The sequence below is a fragment of the Paenibacillus xylanilyticus genome (genome assembly GCF_013359935.1).
GTDB classification, from domain to species: domain Bacteria; phylum Bacillota; class Bacilli; order Paenibacillales; family Paenibacillaceae; genus Paenibacillus; species Paenibacillus xylanilyticus.
The window spans coordinates 104,989-122,423 of record NZ_JABMCB010000187.1; the positions used below are offsets into that span (position 1 = coordinate 104,989).

At 46.2% G+C, this 17,435-nt stretch carries 15 protein-coding genes and 1 pseudogene; 15 read left to right on the forward strand and 1 reads right to left on the reverse strand.

The window, feature by feature from the left end; translation table 11 throughout:
- The first annotated feature begins 11 nt into the window (after nucleotides 1–11).
- The 15 genes and pseudogenes from HP552_RS16365 (at nucleotide 12) to HP552_RS16435 (ending at nucleotide 16,396) form a co-directional block, all read left to right on the forward strand.
- Nucleotides 12–1,766, forward strand: a complete 1,755-nt coding sequence (locus HP552_RS16365; RefSeq protein WP_246310919.1) for a glycoside hydrolase family 2 protein — start codon at nucleotides 12–14, stop codon at nucleotides 1,764–1,766.
- A gap of 20 nt (nucleotides 1,767–1,786) precedes the next feature.
- The gene (locus HP552_RS16370) at nucleotides 1,787–3,184 is read left to right on the forward strand and encodes a family 43 glycosylhydrolase (RefSeq protein ID WP_175396497.1); all 1,398 of its coding nucleotides are present in this window, start codon (nucleotides 1,787–1,789) and stop codon (nucleotides 3,182–3,184) included.
- A 154-nt stretch (nucleotides 3,185–3,338) separates the two neighbouring features.
- Complete coding sequence (locus HP552_RS16375; protein ID WP_175396596.1) at nucleotides 3,339–4,367, forward strand: ATP-binding cassette domain-containing protein; 1,029 nt, start codon at nucleotides 3,339–3,341, stop codon at nucleotides 4,365–4,367.
- Nucleotides 4,364–5,179, forward strand: a complete 816-nt coding sequence (locus tag HP552_RS16380; protein ID WP_175396498.1) for an ABC transporter permease — start codon at nucleotides 4,364–4,366, stop codon at nucleotides 5,177–5,179. The genes HP552_RS16375 and HP552_RS16380 overlap by 4 nt, the downstream gene beginning before the upstream one ends.
- 131 nt (nucleotides 5,180–5,310) lie before the next feature.
- Nucleotides 5,311–5,985, forward strand: a complete 675-nt coding sequence (locus HP552_RS16385; RefSeq protein ID WP_175396499.1) for a response regulator transcription factor — start codon at nucleotides 5,311–5,313, stop codon at nucleotides 5,983–5,985.
- Nucleotides 5,982–7,058 carry a sensor histidine kinase gene (locus tag HP552_RS16390; protein ID WP_175396500.1) on the forward strand — a complete coding sequence of 359 codons (1,077 nt, stop codon included), beginning with the start codon at nucleotides 5,982–5,984 and terminating at the stop codon, nucleotides 7,056–7,058. The genes HP552_RS16385 and HP552_RS16390 overlap by 4 nt, the downstream gene beginning before the upstream one ends.
- An 87-nt stretch (nucleotides 7,059–7,145) precedes the next feature.
- On the forward strand, nucleotides 7,146–7,850 hold the full coding sequence (locus tag HP552_RS16395; protein WP_246310920.1) for a hypothetical protein: 705 nt from the start codon (nucleotides 7,146–7,148) through the stop codon (nucleotides 7,848–7,850).
- Between the two features lie 116 nt (nucleotides 7,851–7,966).
- Complete coding sequence (locus HP552_RS16400; RefSeq protein ID WP_175396501.1) at nucleotides 7,967–8,641, forward strand: response regulator transcription factor; 675 nt, start codon at nucleotides 7,967–7,969, stop codon at nucleotides 8,639–8,641.
- Nucleotides 8,638–10,005 (forward strand): sensor histidine kinase, encoded by a 1,368-nt coding sequence (locus tag HP552_RS16405; protein ID WP_175396502.1) that lies wholly within the window; start codon nucleotides 8,638–8,640, stop codon nucleotides 10,003–10,005. The genes HP552_RS16400 and HP552_RS16405 overlap by 4 nt, the downstream gene beginning before the upstream one ends.
- 218 nt (nucleotides 10,006–10,223) lie before the next feature.
- Complete coding sequence (locus tag HP552_RS16410; RefSeq protein ID WP_175396503.1) at nucleotides 10,224–11,213, forward strand: alpha/beta hydrolase; 990 nt, start codon at nucleotides 10,224–10,226, stop codon at nucleotides 11,211–11,213.
- A gap of 164 nt (nucleotides 11,214–11,377) precedes the next feature.
- Nucleotides 11,378–12,357: pseudogene (locus HP552_RS16415) on the forward strand (alpha/beta hydrolase).
- Between the two features lie 263 nt (nucleotides 12,358–12,620).
- A complete protein-coding gene (locus HP552_RS16420; RefSeq protein WP_175396504.1) occupies nucleotides 12,621–12,989 on the forward strand; it encodes a hypothetical protein in 369 nt (122 codons plus the stop codon).
- A 2-nt stretch (nucleotides 12,990–12,991) separates the two neighbouring features.
- The gene (locus HP552_RS16425) at nucleotides 12,992–14,710 is read left to right on the forward strand and encodes an ABC transporter ATP-binding protein (RefSeq protein WP_175396505.1); all 1,719 of its coding nucleotides are present in this window, start codon (nucleotides 12,992–12,994) and stop codon (nucleotides 14,708–14,710) included.
- A gap of 187 nt (nucleotides 14,711–14,897) precedes the next feature.
- Nucleotides 14,898–15,320 carry a MarR family winged helix-turn-helix transcriptional regulator gene (locus HP552_RS16430; RefSeq protein ID WP_175396506.1) on the forward strand — a complete coding sequence of 141 codons (423 nt, stop codon included), beginning with the start codon at nucleotides 14,898–14,900 and terminating at the stop codon, nucleotides 15,318–15,320.
- On the forward strand, nucleotides 15,317–16,396 hold the full coding sequence (locus HP552_RS16435) for a threonine aldolase family protein (protein WP_175396507.1): 1,080 nt from the start codon (nucleotides 15,317–15,319) through the stop codon (nucleotides 16,394–16,396). The genes HP552_RS16430 and HP552_RS16435 overlap by 4 nt, the downstream gene beginning before the upstream one ends.
- 92 nt (nucleotides 16,397–16,488) lie before the next feature.
- On the opposite strand, the gene HP552_RS16440 is transcribed toward HP552_RS16435, so the two are convergent.
- Entirely contained in the window at nucleotides 16,489–17,406 is a 918-nt protein-coding gene (locus HP552_RS16440) for an AraC family transcriptional regulator (protein ID WP_175396508.1), read from the reverse strand.
- Between the last annotated feature and the right edge of the window lie 29 nt (nucleotides 17,407–17,435).

Consider the following 17,435-nt stretch of genomic DNA (forward strand, 5'->3'; position numbering starts at 1 on the left):
GAGATTCTATCATGAATGCAAAGAATGAAATGGCTGCACCCCGTCCGGAATATCCGAGACCGCAATTTGTGCGCGAAGAGTGGATCAATCTGAATGGTTCCTGGCAATTCGAGATTGATCACGGCCAAAGTGGAAGAGAACGCGGGTATGATCAATCCGGACACCAGCTTACCGGAACAATTACTGTGCCATTCTGTCCGGAGAGCAAGCTGTCAGGTGTGCAATATACCGATTTTATGGCTGCTGTTTGGTATAAACGGGAGTTTCAAGTTCCAAAGGCTTGGGAAAATGATCGGATTCTGCTTCATTTTGGCGCTGTTGATTATGAAGCCGAGATCTGGATTAACGGAACCTCGGTTGGCAGACATCGGGGGGGATATACGTCGTTTCATTTTGATATTACAGACTATGTATCGGCAGGTACGAATGTAGTTGCCGTATGCGCGGAAGACGACCCGCGTTCGGGACGGCAGCCTCGTGGAAAACAAAGCGAAAGATATCACTCCCATGGCTGTGATTACACCCGTACTACAGGCATATGGCAGACGGTATGGCTGGAGCGGGTGCCTCAAGTCTACCTGTCCGAAATGAAGGTGGTAGCCGATCCGGACAATCGGTGTGCTCATCTGGAGATCAGGCTTGGTGGAAATACCGCTGGAGAGAAATTGACCGCGATTGCACGATATGAAGGGAAGGAAGTTGGAGAAGCTGCTGCGTTCATTCATGGGCCTTCCGTTAATCTTATGATTCCGTTATCCGAGATCCATTTATGGGAGCCGGGCCTTGCCAAGTTATATGATCTGGAGTTGAAACTGCATAAACAGGATCAGGCAATAGATCAAGTTACATCGTATTTTGGACTGCGTACCGTCAAATTGGATGGCATGGCGTTCCGGATCAATGGAAAGTCCGTTTTTCAACGGCTTGTATTGGATCAGGGCTTTTATCCAGAAGGCATCTATACCGCTCCCAGCGATGACGATCTGCGCAAAGATATCGAAATCTCCATGGCACTGGGTTTTAACGGGGCAAGACTGCATGAAAAAATATTCGAGCCGCGCTTTCTGTACTGGGCTGACCGGCTTGGATATCTGGTGTGGGGTGAACATGCCAACTGGGGACTGGATATCACGACAACCGAGAGTCTAGCCCGGTTTCTGCCGGAATGGATTGAGGGTATGGAACGCGACTTCAATCACCCTGCGCTTATCGGCTGGTGCCCGTTTAATGAAACGTGGGATCGGGACGGGGCCAAGCAGGATAATGATGTTCTGCGCATCGTCTATGAAATGACGAAACGTATGGATCCGACACGTCCGGTCATTGACACCAGCGGTAACTTTCATGTCGTGACCGATATTTTCGATCTGCATGATTATGATCAGAATCCCGAAACGTTCCGGGCCAGATATGAACCGATGAAAAGCGGCGGGGAAGTGTACAATACGTTTCCGGATAGACAAACGTACGCTGGGCAGCCCTATTTCATCAGTGAATATGGAGGAATATGGTGGAACCCGGATCAAAAAGATGACAAAGCGTGGGGTTACGGCGACAGGCCGACATCCGAAGATGCGTTTATTGCCCGATATGAGGGATTGACCAATGTATTGCTTGACCATCCAATGATGTTCGGATTTTGTTATACCCAATTGTATGACGTGGAACAGGAAGTGAACGGGCTGTACACCTATGACAGACGTGCCAAGTTCGACTCGGAGATCATTCGCCGTATCAATTCGCGGAAGGCTGCAATAGAAGATTGAAGAAAGGTCGGTGAGTGATAATGAAGATGAATTACAGAAGCAAATTGCTGCTTGCCTTATGTGCACTCCTTATTCTTCCGATGGGTCAGACTTCACATGCAGCTACGGTTCAGAACAATTTCTATAATGTGGTCATGCAGGATGGTGCAGACCCCTGGGTGTATAAGCATACGGATGGATTCTACTATTTTACCAAAACAACCGGTGGCAACGTGACCATATGGAAATCTGCTCAGCTGACGACCATTGATGCGGCACCGACAACTGTGGTGAACACGGGCTGCTGCGGAATTTGGGCTCCGGAGCTGCATTACATCAATGGTGCCTGGTATATCTATTACGCCAAGGACGACGGGGACAACGTCAATCATCGCATGTACGTGATGGAAAATACGTCGGCTGACCCGACCGAGGGAACCTGGCAGTATAAAGGACAGATCACGGACCCCACCAATAAGTGGGCTATCGACGGGACGGTATTACAGGTGAACGGACAGCTCTACTTCATCTGGTCGGGCTGGGAAGGAGATACGAATGTAAGGCAGAATCTGTACATTGCTCATATGAGCAATCCGTGGACCATTGATTCGAATCGGGTAGAGATTGCGCGGCCAACCTATGCATGGGAGACCAATCACTCCCCCAACGTCAATGAAGGTCCACAAGTGATCATTCGAAACGGTGTGATCAGCCTTGTGTACTCGGCCAGCGGAAGCTGGACCAATGATTACTCACTTGGACTTATTACGGCGAGTACGTCGAGCAATTTGCTGAACCCGGCATCCTGGACCAAGCGCAGTCAGCCGATATTCCAGTTAGGAAACGGTCTATATGGCCCAGGTCATCAGTCGTTTACCAAGTCTCCAGATGGAACCGAGGATTGGATGATATATCATACAGCGAAATACAATAATGCGGGTTGGAATCGAGAGATTCGAATGCAAAAATTCACCTGGAATGCGGACAATACACCGAATCTGGGCGTACCGGCGGATCCTAATGTTCCTATTGCACTGCCTTCTGGAGAAGCGCAGCATGTTCGATATGAAGGGGAAGAGGGAACATTCGGAGGTATAGCTTACGCCTCGCAGAGTCCTGCCGGATCTGGAGGGATGAAGGCCGGACATATGGATACCGTGGACAGCTATGTTGAATTCGATGTGAATGCAGCATCCGCGGGTACCTACATTTTGCTGGCACGAACCGCGAACGGCACAGCTGGGGGCAATTGGTCGAATCTGCTGCTGAGTGTAAATGGAGGAACGGCCAATCCTTTTCATATGACCAACAAAGGATGGGAGAACTGGGGGCTGTCTACCGCCAAGATTCAACTGAAGGCAGGCGTGAACAAGATTCGCTTTTCCAAAGGCGAAGGTTACGGAGAACTGGACTTTTTTGATATTAAACCCGCCAACTAGAATATGATTGTTCAGATTTAACCCTGCCGGTCTATATTAGACCTTGGCGGGGTTTTCTTGTTTCGCTGGATTTGTAACTCTAATGTCATTCATATTCAGTTCATAAATGTACGATATTCTTCTCCTATAAACGATATGGGAGGAACAACAATTGATAAATACACACCAAAGTACCATAAATACGAATCAAGGGGAATGGGCAATTGAAGCGGAAGAACTTGTCAAAACGTTCGGGAATCATCGTGCAGTGGATGGCGTGAATTTGAAAGTCGGGGCAGGTACGATCTACGGCGTGCTCGGTCCGAATGGTGCAGGCAAAACGACAACGATCAGCATGCTGGCTACCCTGCTGCGTCCCGATGAGGGTTCAGCCCGGATATTCGGGCACGATGTAGTGAAAGAGTCTCATATGGTTCGCCAGCTTATCGGGCTGACCGGACAATATGCTTCGGTTGACGAGTCGCTTAGTGCCAACGAAAACCTGATGATTTTCTCGCGCTTACTGGGACTTGGAAGAACGGAAGCCAAACGCAAAACGGCAGAGCTGCTGGAGGAGTTCGGTTTGATAGAAGCCGCTAAACGACCGTTGAAGAGCTTTTCGGGAGGGATGCGCCGTCGTCTGGATCTGGCAGCCAGTCTTATTGCCCAGCCGCCGCTGATCTTTCTGGATGAACCAACGACAGGTTTGGATCCCCGCACCCGTGTGCAGATGTGGAACACGATTCGGCAACTGGTAAGATCGGGTTCAACCGTATTGTTAACTACCCAGTATCTGGATGAGGCAGATCAACTGGCCGACCGCGTTGCTGTCATCGATCATGGACGTGTGGTTGCGGAAGGTACTGTGGATCATTTGAAAGCTTCGCTGGGAACGGCTTCACTCCATTTGCGAATTCAGGAACCCTTGCGCATTGAAACAGCCCGGCAGATTGTGGAGCAGATCCTTCGAACAGAATCCAGCGTATCAGCGGAAGCAGGGAAGATTACTGCACCGATGGCGAATGCGAATATTACAGCAGATCTGTTGATAGCTTTCCGTTCCGCAGGCATTGATCTGGCTGAGATGAGTGTCCAGAAACCTACACTTGATGAAGTGTTTCTTACCATTACGGGCCAAGATGCGAGTGGCAATACATCTGATACGTCTCAAGAATCACAAGCAGTGGAGGAGTTGCAAGTATGAACAGTACAATAGCGAAACAAAACCCAAGTCGTAAGCTGAGAAAATACACAAGCTTTGGGCAAACCGTCCGGAATTCCTTAACGATGGCTTACCGTGGGATCTTAAAGGTTCGACGAACACCAGAGCAATTATTCGATGTTACCCTACAGCCGATCATTTTCACATTGATGTTTACGTACATTTTTGGTGGTGCGGTCTCGGGAAACATTCAAGCTTATTTGTTGGTCATTATTCCGGGTATACTTGTGCAGACGGTAATTACAAGCTCAGTCGTTACTGGTGTGCAGTTGCGTGAGGATATGGATAAAGGGGTATTCGACCGATTCAAATCATTGCCTATAGCACGTATTGCGCCTCTGGCCGGAGCATTGCTGGCAGACACGATCCGATATACCATTGCAACGGTACTAACCTTTGCGATAGGCTATTTATTGGGATATAGCCCTGCAGGTGGATTGGGACATGTCGCGCTGGCCGGGCTGCTCGTCATCGCTTGTTCATGGGCTATCAGTTGGATATTTGCTTTTCTTGGTGTGATTGCTCGCACAGCGTCCAGTGTACAAGGGATTTCCATGCTCGTCCTGTTTCCACTCACCTTTGCTTCGAATGCTTTCGTTCCGGTAGATACGATGCCGAATTGGCTTCAGTGGGTAGTCAATGTCAATCCGATATCCCATTTGGTTTCAGCTGTACGGGAATTGGCGAATCAAGGGACAATGGGCACAGATCTGGTGAGCAGTCTTGCCGGAGCTGCGGTTATTGTAGCCATTTTTGCACCATTGACAGTACGGGCATATATGCGCAGAACATAATTGGAAATCATCAAATTTTGCTTAAAACGCGTAGCTTGTCAGGAAAGAGACGTTATGCCTTCATGGTATAAGGTCTCCTTCTTGACAGAATGTGGAGTATAAGGCAAGGTTGCCTGAAGGAGGTGGTCACATTGACAAGCATATTGGTCGTTGATGACGACCCGCATATCCGAGAGCTGGTAGGACATTTTTTACAGCAGGAAGGTTTGCACGTAATCGAGGCTGTTGACGGACTGGATGCATTGCGATTACTCGCTGACCATAATGTCGGCCTGGTCGTTCTCGATATTATGATGCCGGGCATGGATGGATGGGAGCTGTGTCGTGAACTGCGTAAACAGACCGACTTGCCACTTCTGATGTTAACGGCAAAAGGAGATACTTCGCAGATCATAAAAGGTTTTACGCTCGGGACGGATGATTATCTGGTGAAGCCTTTTGACCCTTTGGTGCTTGTCGCTCGGGTAAAGGCATTGTTGAAACGATACCGGATTATGACTTCACAAGCCGTATTTCTGGGCGATCTCGTTCTGCGTCGTGATACATTTGAGTGCAGGAAGGGCGATCAGGATATTGTGCTGCCACGCAAAGAATTTGAACTTCTGTTCACCCTTGCCAGTTATCCTGGAAAGACATTTACGCGTGATCAGTTAATTGAAAAGATCTGGGGTTATGATTATGAAGGTGACGAAAGAACGATTGACGTGCATATTAAACGTCTTCGCGAGCGTTTCCCCGAAGAGGATCACACCTTCATCATCCGCACCATGCGAGGTTTGGGCTACCGACTGGAGGTTAGGCAATGAAGCCGGAGCCTGGAATTCTTCATATTGCCAAAAATGTAATCCTGGTATCACTGGCCCTATTTATATGCTGGACTGGGGCGTTCTATATTACGAGGAGCGCGTATTCCCATATCGCGTGGCAACCGCATGAATTGATTGCTTTTCTCATCAATGCCATGCTCGGATTCATTCTATTTGGCTTATGCATCACAATCATTGGTCCATTGGTTAAAGGCAGAGAATACGAATTCTTTAACGAGTTGATTGAGGCTTTGAAAAGAATCTCCCGGGGCGACTTTCGCGTAAATCTGGATTCGACCCTCGCCAAACGAAAAGGCAGACAGGGACATGATCACCCGTTTGCCCAACTGGTAGAGGGTATCAATGACATGGCCGCGAATCTCAAAGTGATGGAAGAACTCCGCCAGGAGTTCATTTCTAACGTGTCACATGAGATCGGATCACCACTAACGTCGATCAGCGGATTCGCCAGAGCGCTGAAGGATACAACGATGGATCAGGAGAAACGCGACCAATATTTGACGATTATTGAAACGGAGTGTGTTCGTTTGTCCAGACTCAGTGATAATTTGATGAAGCTCGCTGTTCTGGACTCATCCGAGCATGCCTCTCAGCAAACATCCTATCGATTGGATCGACAACTGGTTACTCTTGTACTCTCCTGTGAGCCCCAATGGGATGACAAAAAAATAGAGATGAACGTGGAACTGGAAGAAGTCGAAATCGTTGCAGATAAGGACTTGATGATTCAGGTGTGGATTAACCTGATCCATAATGCAATCAAGTTTACACCCAAAGGCGGGAAAATTGATATTTTCCTTACACAAAGTGAAGACGAGGTCAATGTGCGCATCACAGATACAGGTCCTGGTATCGCACCTCAGGATCAACCTCGGATATTTGAAAGGTTCTACAAAGCAGATCAATCCCGTACACGTACTGCAGGCGGGAGTGGACTGGGGTTGTCCATTGTGCAAAAAATAGTTGAGATGCACGATGGTTCTGTCTCGGTATCCAGTGAACCAGGAGAAGGTGCAGCGTTTACCGTACAGCTACCAATATGCTCTGTATAAAAGCCGCGTAAATAGAGGTTAAGATGCTGGAAGGAGGGAAACAAACTGCTGATACCTTCGACTCGCCAAAAGCATTTCATTACAGTCATGAATTCGTTCCCGGAAAAACAAAAGTATTCCAAAGCAGAGCTGCTAATTAACGAATTGAAACTAAATTCTTCTGGAAAAGTTGAGATGTTCTACTCTCCGCACAATGAATATATCAAACCTTCCGCAGAAGTCATGCTCGTCGGCATCACACCGGGCTGGCAGCAGATGGAGATTGCTTTTCGAACGGCGATCAAAGCGTTAAAGGATCAGCAATCCTTTGAACATGCCTGTAAAGAAGCAAAATTTGCAGCAAGAATGGCCGGAACAATGCGAGCCAACTTGGTTCATATGCTGCAGGAAATAGGGCTGCATCACTATTTAAGCGTTCCTCATGTACAAAGGTTATTTGAACCTGAATGTCCAATTTTGCACACCACTTCCCTGATCCGATTTCCAATCTTTGTGGATCAACAGAATTATAATGGACACTTACCATCCATTCGAGAAAATACATTTCTGTATCATGCCGTGCTTGGGTCGTTTCTGCCTGAAGTGAATCAGTTAAATCATCCCCTCATCATTCCATTAGGTAAGTCTGTTGAGGCTGTGCTTCGTCAATTGCTTGATGAAGGTCGAATAAAAGAAGAAAGAATATTGTGGGGCTTCCCTCATCCGTCAGGTGCCAACGGCCACCGTGTAAAACAGTTTGAGAATTCCAAAGCCGGGATGCAGGACATTTTACGCAGCATGTTCAAATTTTAACTCGTTCCTGTATAAAGAACGTATTATATACGAGAAGAAGTTTGCTTTTTACGAATCCAATAGGGAAATAATGGTTAACGACTACTTAAGATGGAAGACAGGAAAAGAGGACACAAATGCCTACAATACTGGTTGCTGACGACGATCCGAATATTCGTGAACTCGTCTGTTTATTTTTGAGAAATGACGGATTTGAAACGGCTGAAGCCGCGAATGGCAAGGAGGCTCTGACCGTTTACAGCTCAACACCTATTGATCTTGTCGTGCTTGATATCATGATGCCTGTCATGGATGGCTGGACGTTATGCAAGGAGCTGCGAAGAGCCAATCCTGATCTTCCGTTGCTCATGCTGACGGCGAGAGGTGAGACCTGGGAGAAGGTGAAGGGATTCGAACTGGGGACCGATGATTATCTGACTAAACCGTTTGATCCGTTGGAGCTCACAGCTCGTGTTCGTGCATTACTGAAACGATACAAAATCGGCTCCACGCAGACGATTCATTTTGGTAACGTCACCCTGGATCGACAAACGTATAAGGTGATGAGAGGAACGGAGTCGCTTACGTTACCCCTGAAAGAATTTGAATTGCTGTATAAGCTTGCGGGAACACCCGGACAAGTCTATACACGAGAGCAATTGATCGATCAGATCTGGGGCATTGATTACACTGGTGATGATCGAACAGTAGACGTACATATTAAACGCCTGCGTGAGCGATTCGCGACGACGTCTGAATTTCGAATTGAGACAGTGCGCGGGCTTGGATACCGCCTTGAGGTATATGAATGATCAGGTCGCTATACATACGTGTAGTTCTGACATTTTTGGTCTCCGTCATCGCAGGTACGGTCATTTCTTTTTTTATGTCTATCTGGATATTTGAGGACAAGTTGAACGAGAACGCTCAAATCAATTTACGTAACTTTGGACAAGATGTTGTGCAGATTTACAAAACCCTTCCCTTACGCGAAGCAGAGTCATTCGTTAGTAAGATGAAGCAGCTGGATTCCTATTATATTCGAATGTACGATGCAGCGGGTCACTTCCAGTCGTATGGAAAGCTTAACGGACATAAATTGGCCCCGGTGACGGAGGAGCGGCTTAAGAAAGTGTTAGACGGAGGTGTTGTTCAGGACAATCCGAACGGTATTGCATCCGTTCTTCTAGGTTTGCCAGTGAAAACGGAAATGGGAACGAAAGCCATGTTTCTGGAGACGCTCGCTCCACCCTCGTCCTCCTTTGTCGTCAAATTTGCTTCGATCTTTGCAACCTGTTCATTGATTGCAGGAAGTCTTATCATTCTGGTAGCATCCATATATTTGGTTAGACCAATCAAAAAACTGACAAGAGCGACGAAGCGGATCGCTGCCGGAGATTTCAACGTCAAGCTGAATATCAAGCAAACCGGAGAACTGGGGACGCTGGCACGCAGCTTCGAAGAAATGATGCAGGATCTGCAGCAGTTGGAGCAGATGCGCAGGGAATTTGTAACGAATGTATCGCACGAGGTTCAATCTCCGCTTACTTCAATATCCGGTTATGCTCAAGCACTGAAGCAAGTAAATCTCTCAGAGCACGAAAGAAGCAAATATCTTGAGATTATTATCGCCGAGGCGAAGCGGATGTCCAAAATGAGTGATAATTTGCTCAAGTTGAGCATGCTTGAATCACAGTCTCAGCAACCTCGACTTAGCACACTCAGCCTGGATGAACAGATCAGGCGCGTCATTGTAACTCTCCAGCCACAATGGTCTGCACGCAGCATTCACTTTGAGCTTGATCTCCAGGCTGTTAAAGTTGTGGCGGATCACGACCAGTTGAATCAGGTGTGGACGAATATTCTCAGCAATGGCATCAAATTTTCCAGGGATGAGGGGGTAATTCGTGTCAGCCTGGAGCAGGATGTCAAAAATGTGATCGTCCGAATTTCCGATAGTGGCATTGGTATCCCTCTGGAAGATCAGAAACGCATATTCGAACGGTTTTTCAAGGCAGATCGTTCCCACAGTCGCAAATATGACGGTAGCGGAATGGGACTCGCCATCGTGAAGCAGATTATATCGCTTCATCAAGGGGACATCCGGGTGGAAAGTGAGCCTGATCAAGGCACAACCTTTATTGTCACGCTGCCAATCACTCCACCAACGGAATAGTTAGGCTTTACAGAATAAGGTGGGTGTATAAAATGCACGCCAGTTATCTAAACCGTATTTACATGCCACGTTTCACATGCAAGCTTTCTTGTATGTGAAACGTGGTTTTTTTGTTAGTTCATACTCTGTTCATATTGTCGTCATGGTGAGGACATCTTGGTTGGTTAGGCTTGCATTTACGGCTTGTTATGCCATGAACCAGATAAGGACAGGAGCAGATGTGTGTGAAACAAAAAAGAGAGAAGAAAAAATGGAATGGAACCAAGTGGAAGAAAGTATTAAATATTTTGCTTAAAGTATTAGGTGCAATTGTTGTAGCCTTCCTACTTTTTGTTGCCGCAGTGTACACCGTTAACAAAATCAGCAGTCATTCGGAGAAGAAGAGATTGGAGCCTTATGGTCAGCATGTGTCTGTAGATGGGAAACAGATGAATGTCACCATTCAAGGAAAGGGCGATGAAACCATCGTGATTTTACCCGGCTTTGGAACGGCATCGCCAGCACTTGATTTTAAACCGCTTATTTCAGAGTTATCCCCATATTATAAGGTCGTCGTCGTAGAGCCTTTTGGTTACGGATTGAGCGATCAGACCGAAAAGGAACGCAGTACGGCAAATATCGTCAGTGAAATTCATGAAGCGTTACAGAGCCTACATATTGATCGCTATATCCTGATGGGTCATTCCATTTCGGGGATCTATAGCCTTGATTATGTGAACAAATATGCAAACGAAGTACGTGCATTTGTCGGACTGGATAGCAGTGTGCCCTCGCTGAGTGAACAAAAGATTGATTCGTCAGATACACAACCGATTAAATGGTTCCGTGACTTAGGTTTTGCCCGTGTTCAATTGAAACTGAGTGCCGACCCTTATGATGAATTACCTTATGATGAACAAACGAAAGAACAATTGAACATTCTGATACGCAAAAACATGTATAATACCACTCAATTAAATGAGGCCGAGAGCATGTATTCCAACTTTAAAACAGCTGAAAAGCAAACTTTTCCGCCAAATCTGCCAGTCCTGTTCTTTGTTCAGGCGAATCATCCGGGAACGGATCAGTGGATTCCTGAGCATGAGAAGCTCATAAAGGACTCCGTACATGGAGAAATGGTGCTGCTTGAAGCCAATCATTATTTATATCGTTCCCATTCCAAAGAAATCGCTGAAAAATTCATGAATTTTATGGGAAGAATCCAATAATTCCTTCATGTACAAGCTGCCGTACCCGTCATGCCGCAACATTTTCGTGCTGGTTCATATTGAGTTCATATTGACGTCACGGGCAGTACATTTTCAGGAGTTAAGATTTCATTAGCATCAAAGAAGAAAATCCGAACAACAGTTCAGGATTGGAGAAGATGAGAGTGACACAACCAGAGGAAAAGAAAGCAAAGAATGGATCGAGGGCCAAGAAAATACGAAACAGGATACTAAAAATACTGGGAGCAATCGTAATCGCCATTGTTCTATTTCTAGGTATTGTCTATATCACGAATGTGATCAGTACAAATTCAGAGGCGAAAAAGATAGAGCCCTATGGTCAGCATGTATCCGTAGACGGGAAAAATATGAATGTGTTCTTTCAGGGAGAAGGCAAGGAAACGATTGTGCTTCTTCCAGGTTATGGAACAGCTTCACCAGCGCTTGATTTTAAGCTGCTCATCGACGAGCTATCTCCATATTACAAAGTGGTAGCAGTGGAGCCTTTCGGTTATGGCTTAAGTGATGCAACGGAAAAAGAACGAACCACAGAGAATATCGTAAGTGAAGTACATGAAGCTCTGCAGCAGCTTAATATTAACCAATACATCCTCATGGGCCACTCCATTGCAGGCATTTACGGCCTTGATTATGTGAACAAGTATCCGAATGAAGTAACTGCATTCGTCGGAATTGATAGCAGTGTTCCAACACAACCGGGTATGGATGCTAAATTACCTGTAAAAATGTTCAATTTCCTTAAAAAATCAGGTCTTCAAAGATTGGTGGTCAAATTTGGCGAGGACCCTTATGCTGGACTCCCATTTGATGAGCACACCGTAGAGCAGATGAAAATGCTGTCGAATAAAACTCGAATAGTTCCACGATGTTGAATGAGATGGAGCATATCTCTTCCAATTTCAAGGCAGCTCAAGGTTTAACCTTCTCTAAAGACCTTCCACTTCTTCTCCTTGTTCAAGCGAATAATGAAGGTGTAAAAGAATGGATACCACTGCACGAAGGACAGATTAAAGATTCTTTACATGGGAAAGTAATAACTATGGATGGCGAGCATTACTTACACCATACGTTATTTAAAGAAATCGCTGAAGATGTTAGAGCATTCATGAACGAAGCGAAGTAGCTATTCTGTAAAAGTCTACTCGTGATTCAGAGATGTGTATCAATGAATATCAAAAGCCGTCCTGTGGGACGGTTTTTCTATCGCTGTGTTAGCACCGGGGCTAAGGCGGCGATTGAAGTTGTTTTTTTTTAGTGTCAATCTGCTCTTCTCCTGTTCAGAATAAAATGGAAAAATATGGGTTGACAGAAAAAACCTCTGTGTATACAATCGTATACATGAACAAATTGTATACATATGTATACGGAAATGGAGGTGTTTCACAAATGAGAGAAAGACATATAAATATGAACGAACAACCTGATCGCCATGGAGAGCGATCCAGACGTGGCCGCGGGGAAGATGAGCAACAAAGTGAACGTTCAAGACGTGGGAGAGGGCATGGAGAGCATAACGGAAAACGGGGTAATGGGGCACAAACGTTTCGACGTGGAAGAATTTTAGTCTTTTTGGAACAAATGCAGAATCGAAGAACGACTTTGGCCAGACAACTCGGTCAAGAGGAATATGAGCATATTCGTCCGATGATCAGTGGTGAACTGAAAGCCATTGACCAGGTGATCGATGAATATATTCATCTCTTCGAACTGCAAAATGAAGAGGGAAGCCCTAATCAGTATGTGGAGAGTGAATAAGAATGATTCGTCGTTTCTTTTCGTATTATCGGCCTTACAAGAAATTGTTTGTCATTGATTTTGGTTGTGCGGTCATCGCAGGTTTGCTGGAACTGGCCTTTCCTCTAGCTGTAAGTAAATTTATTAATGAGTTATTGCCAGGTCAGGATTGGCCGCTCATTATCCTGGCCTGTATTGTACTGCTATCGATCTATGCGCTTAATACAGCCTTGAATTATGTCGTTACATATTGGGGACATATGCTCGGTATTAACATTGAGACCAACATGCGTGAGAAGATGTTCGCTCACTTGCAGAAGTTGTCATTCCGCTTTTTTGACAACCGCAAAACGGGCCATCTGATTGGTCACCTGACCAATGATCTAAACGATATCGGAGAGGTTGCTCACCATGGACCTGAGGATGTTTTCATCGCGGTTATGACCTTGATCGGATCATTCTGGCTTATGGCAAACATTAATTTGGAACTTGCTCTGATTACATTTGTCATTATCCCGATTATGGCCTGGGTCATTATCGTTTTTGGTGGACGCATGACCAAAACCTATCGTCGTCTCTTCGGTAATGTGGGTAATTTCAATTCCCGGATCGAAGATAACGTAGGCGGAATTCGTGTGGTTCAATCGTTTGCCAATGAAGAACATGAGAAAAAACTGTTTTCCGTTGACAATGAGAACTTTCGTCAAACCAAGCTGCTTGCCTATAAAACGATGGCCAAGAGCATATCTGTCAGTTATATGATGATGAGATTGGTTACGGTATTTGTGATGATCAGTGGTGCATGGTTTTTTATTGACGGCAAAATTGATATGGGTGATTTCATGGCATTCCTGCTGCTGTCCAACATCTTCTTCCGCCCGATTGAGAAAATCAATGCTGTAATTGAAAGTTATCCGAAAGGAATCGCCGGTTTCAAGCGCTATCTGGAGATTATTGATACGGAGCCCGAAATCGCGGATGACAAAAATGCTGTTGCGTTAAATCACGTTCGGGGGGATATTCGCTTCGAAAATGTGTCGTTTGGTTATGAGCCCAACCGCCGAATTTTGAAGAACATCAGTTTATCCATTAAACCTGGAGAAACGGTAGCTTTTGTTGGTCCATCCGGTGCAGGTAAGACCACCATATGCAGCCTGCTTCCAAGGTTCTACGAAGTGGAAGAGGGGCGGATCACGGTGGACGGTGTCGATATTCGAAATGTCCAGCTGCAATCCCTTCGCAAGCATATCGGTATTGTTCAACAAGATGTATTCCTGTTCTCAGGCACAATCAAGGAGAATATTGCCTATGGTGATCTGACGGCAACGGATGAGCAAATCTGGGATGCTGCCCGCCGCGCATCGCTGGAAGAATTGCTTCTTACTTTGCCGGACGGCATCGATACGGTTATCGGTGAACGAGGGGTTAAGCTCTCGGGAGGGCAGAAGCAGCGTTTGTCCATAGCCCGCATGTTCCTGAAGAATCCACCGATCCTGATTTTGGACGAAGCTACATCCGCTTTGGATACTGAAACCGAAGCGTTAATCCAGAAATCTCTTGCAGAACTTTCTGTGGGAAGAACGACGCTGGTCATTGCACACCGTCTGACAACCATCAAGAATGCGGACCGGATTATGGTCGTGAACGCTGACGGCATTGCCGAGCAGGGGAACCATGATGAACTGGTCGCAGCTGGAGGAATATACAGCCGACTTCATCAGGTACAATACAGCCATTCATAAGATTGTATAAACAGAGCCGCGCATCATGCGCGGTTTTTTATATGCGCAGGTATTTGGTTTTCTTATTGTTTAGAATCATTTTGTTGACATCGTCCACTAATCTAATTATTATATTGTTGACAATGTCCACTAAAAGGGAGGGTTTGATATCGACTCTCAGCACATAAATTCCGATATTTTGGATGATATGCGGCGTTTCAACCGTTTTTATACCAATATCCTTGGTGTACTGGATAAGCATATCCTTGGTACAGGCTATTCGTTTGCCGAAGTAAGGGTCATTATTGAAATTGGGATTCGTGGAGAAAGTATTGCGAACAATCTGGTGGATACGCTGACCATTGATCGCAGTTACATGAGCCGAATCGTGAACAAGCTGTCCAAGGAAGGCCTGCTGGTCAAAGTGAATTCGGAAGCAGACAGTCGGGTCAGTTTAATTCGACTAACGGAGAAGGGCAAGGAACTTTACGCCGAATTAAATGATCGGTCTGACCAGCAGATCCTGAAGTTAATGCAGAATCTGGACGAGGAAGAGATCAGAGAGGTCTATGCCTCGATGATGAACATACAAGAGAAGTTGAATAAGAGAGCAGGAGAGACAACACGATGATACGATTCGAATGTGATTATAACGAAGGTGCGCATGAGCGTATTTTGCAAAGACTGTTAGAGACCAATATGGAACAAACGAGCGGATATGGCACAGATCCACACTGCGATCGGGCGAGAGCTCTTATTCGTCAGGCGTGTGATAATGAGCAGGCAGATGTGCACTTCCTGGTCGGTGGCACACAAACGAACACCACAGTGATTGCGTCCATATTGCGTCCTTATCAAGGTGTTATTGCAGCAACCTCGGGCCATATCGCCGTTCATGAGACGGGAGCGATTGAAGCAACCGGCCATAAAGTGCTCACTGTTTCCAGCGAAGACGGGAAAATCACACCTGACCAAGTGAAGGCAGTCTATCAGTCACATATGAGTGAGTCATCTCCGGAACACTGCGTACAGCCTGGCATGGTTTACATATCTCAGCCAACAGAGAACGGTACGATGTATAGCAAGGCGGAACTGCAGGCATTATTCGAAACAAGCCGGGAATGCGGTCTCCCATTTTTCGTTGATGGAGCACGCCTGGGATATGCACTTGCGTCCAAAAATTGTGATATGACTCTTGCTGATCTTGCCCGTCTGTGTGACGTGTTCTATATTGGTGGCACCAAAATTGGGGCTTTGATGGGGGAGGCCGTAGTCATCCTGAATGAAGCACTGAAGCCCGATTTCCGTTATATGATCAAACAAAAAGGTGGTTTGCTCGCCAAAGGCAGATTGCTGGGCATTCAATTCGAAACGCTGTTTGAGGATGGATTGTATTTGGAGATTTCCCGTCATGCGATTGATATGGCGATGAGAATTCATGATTCACTCGAAGAGCAGAACATCCGATTCCTGTACGAATCACCAACGAACCAGCAATTTCCGATTTTGCCTGACCATCTTCTTGAACAATTGCGGAGTCAGTATACGTTCTCCTTTTGGGAAAAGGTTGACGATACCCACAGTGCAGTTCGCTTTTGTACAAGCTGGGCAACTCGGCGGGAGAATGTGGATGCATTGACTCGGGACATCGCCCAATTATTGCGTGAAACAAGTAAGGCCCCGCTACTCGCTGAAGCATTGGTTTAAGCATAGAAATGAATGATGATTAGTTACGTGATACTGAGAAAGGACGACCACTGGTCGTCCTTTTTGGTTTGCTTTATTGCTGCGCTTAGGAGCTACTCACTCAAGATAAGATCGTATTTTTCCTTCAACCGTTTAATATCACTTCTCGGAGGTGCACCGAACATGCGCGCATATTCACGGCTGAACTGGGAAGCACTTTCGTATCCTACCCGGAAAGCTACATCGGCAGCATCGGCAGACTCAGCCATCAGAAGCCGCCGGGCTTCCTGTAATCTTAATTGTTTCTGGAATTGTAATGGGCTCATGGCCGTAATCTCCTTGAAGTGCCGATGGAACGAGGATACGCTCATGCTGGCTGTCTCTGCCAGATCTTCGATCCGAAATGGCTGTTCCCAGTGACGAACGATATACTCAATGGCTTCCCTGATTCGATACGTACTGCTTCCCTCCACAGCAATCTGTGCCAGTTCACCTCCGTAAGGTCCTTGGAGAAGACGGAACAAAATTTCCTTCGTGTACAAAGGGGCGAGAAAAGGAATTTCCCCCGGTGTGTCCAGTAAGCGAAGCAGCCGAAGTAGGGCATCCTGTATGGTTGATTCCATCTCTCCGACGAATAAGGCGCGTCTGGCGTTTTCTTTGGAAGTTACTTGTATGTTGCATTCGTTTAACACTTCAAGAATTTGATTCGGTGTGAACTCAAGCTTGAGACTTAGGTAAGGGGCATCAGGGGATGCCTTGATAATTTGCCCAATCACCGGAAGATTCATGGAAGCGATCAGATAATTGGAAGGGCCATATTCGAAGCGCTCCTGGGCGAGCAATACTTCTTTTAAACCTTGAACGATAACGCAAAATGAAGGCTTATAAACCCGATATGCCGGTTCGGAAGTCCTTGTGTGATGAAAGAAAAACAGGGAAGGGATTGGTGTCTCCACCCCACCGCTGCGAATGGAATGACGCTCAACCAACTCGCTTAATTCTCGGCTCTGATGAGATAGATCCTCGGTCATTTGAATCCTCCTTACGGGTTTAACCTAGT

Coding starts and splice junctions, on each gene's coding strand:
- HP552_RS16390 (WP_175396500.1), top strand. CDS start 5,982: ATGAAGCCGGAGCCTGGAATTCTTCATATTGCCAAAAATGTAATCCTG.
- HP552_RS16395 (WP_246310920.1), top strand. CDS start 7,146: ATGAATTCGTTCCCGGAAAAACAAAAGTATTCCAAAGCAGAGCTGCTA.
- HP552_RS16420 (WP_175396504.1), top strand. CDS start 12,621: ATGAGAGAAAGACATATAAATATGAACGAACAACCTGATCGCCATGGA.
- HP552_RS16380 (WP_175396498.1), top strand. CDS start 4,364: ATGAACAGTACAATAGCGAAACAAAACCCAAGTCGTAAGCTGAGAAAA.
- HP552_RS16405 (WP_175396502.1), top strand. CDS start 8,638: ATGATCAGGTCGCTATACATACGTGTAGTTCTGACATTTTTGGTCTCC.
- HP552_RS16430 (WP_175396506.1), top strand. CDS start 14,898: ATGCGGCGTTTCAACCGTTTTTATACCAATATCCTTGGTGTACTGGAT.
- HP552_RS16365 (WP_246310919.1), top strand. CDS start 12: ATGAATGCAAAGAATGAAATGGCTGCACCCCGTCCGGAATATCCGAGA.
- HP552_RS16435 (WP_175396507.1), top strand. CDS start 15,317: ATGATACGATTCGAATGTGATTATAACGAAGGTGCGCATGAGCGTATT.
- HP552_RS16425 (WP_175396505.1), top strand. CDS start 12,992: ATGATTCGTCGTTTCTTTTCGTATTATCGGCCTTACAAGAAATTGTTT.
- HP552_RS16410 (WP_175396503.1), top strand. CDS start 10,224: ATGTGTGTGAAACAAAAAAGAGAGAAGAAAAAATGGAATGGAACCAAG.
- HP552_RS16370 (WP_175396497.1), top strand. CDS start 1,787: ATGAAGATGAATTACAGAAGCAAATTGCTGCTTGCCTTATGTGCACTC.
- HP552_RS16440 (WP_175396508.1), bottom strand. CDS start 17,406: ATGACCGAGGATCTATCTCATCAGAGCCGAGAATTAAGCGAGTTGGTT.
- HP552_RS16400 (WP_175396501.1), top strand. CDS start 7,967: ATGCCTACAATACTGGTTGCTGACGACGATCCGAATATTCGTGAACTC.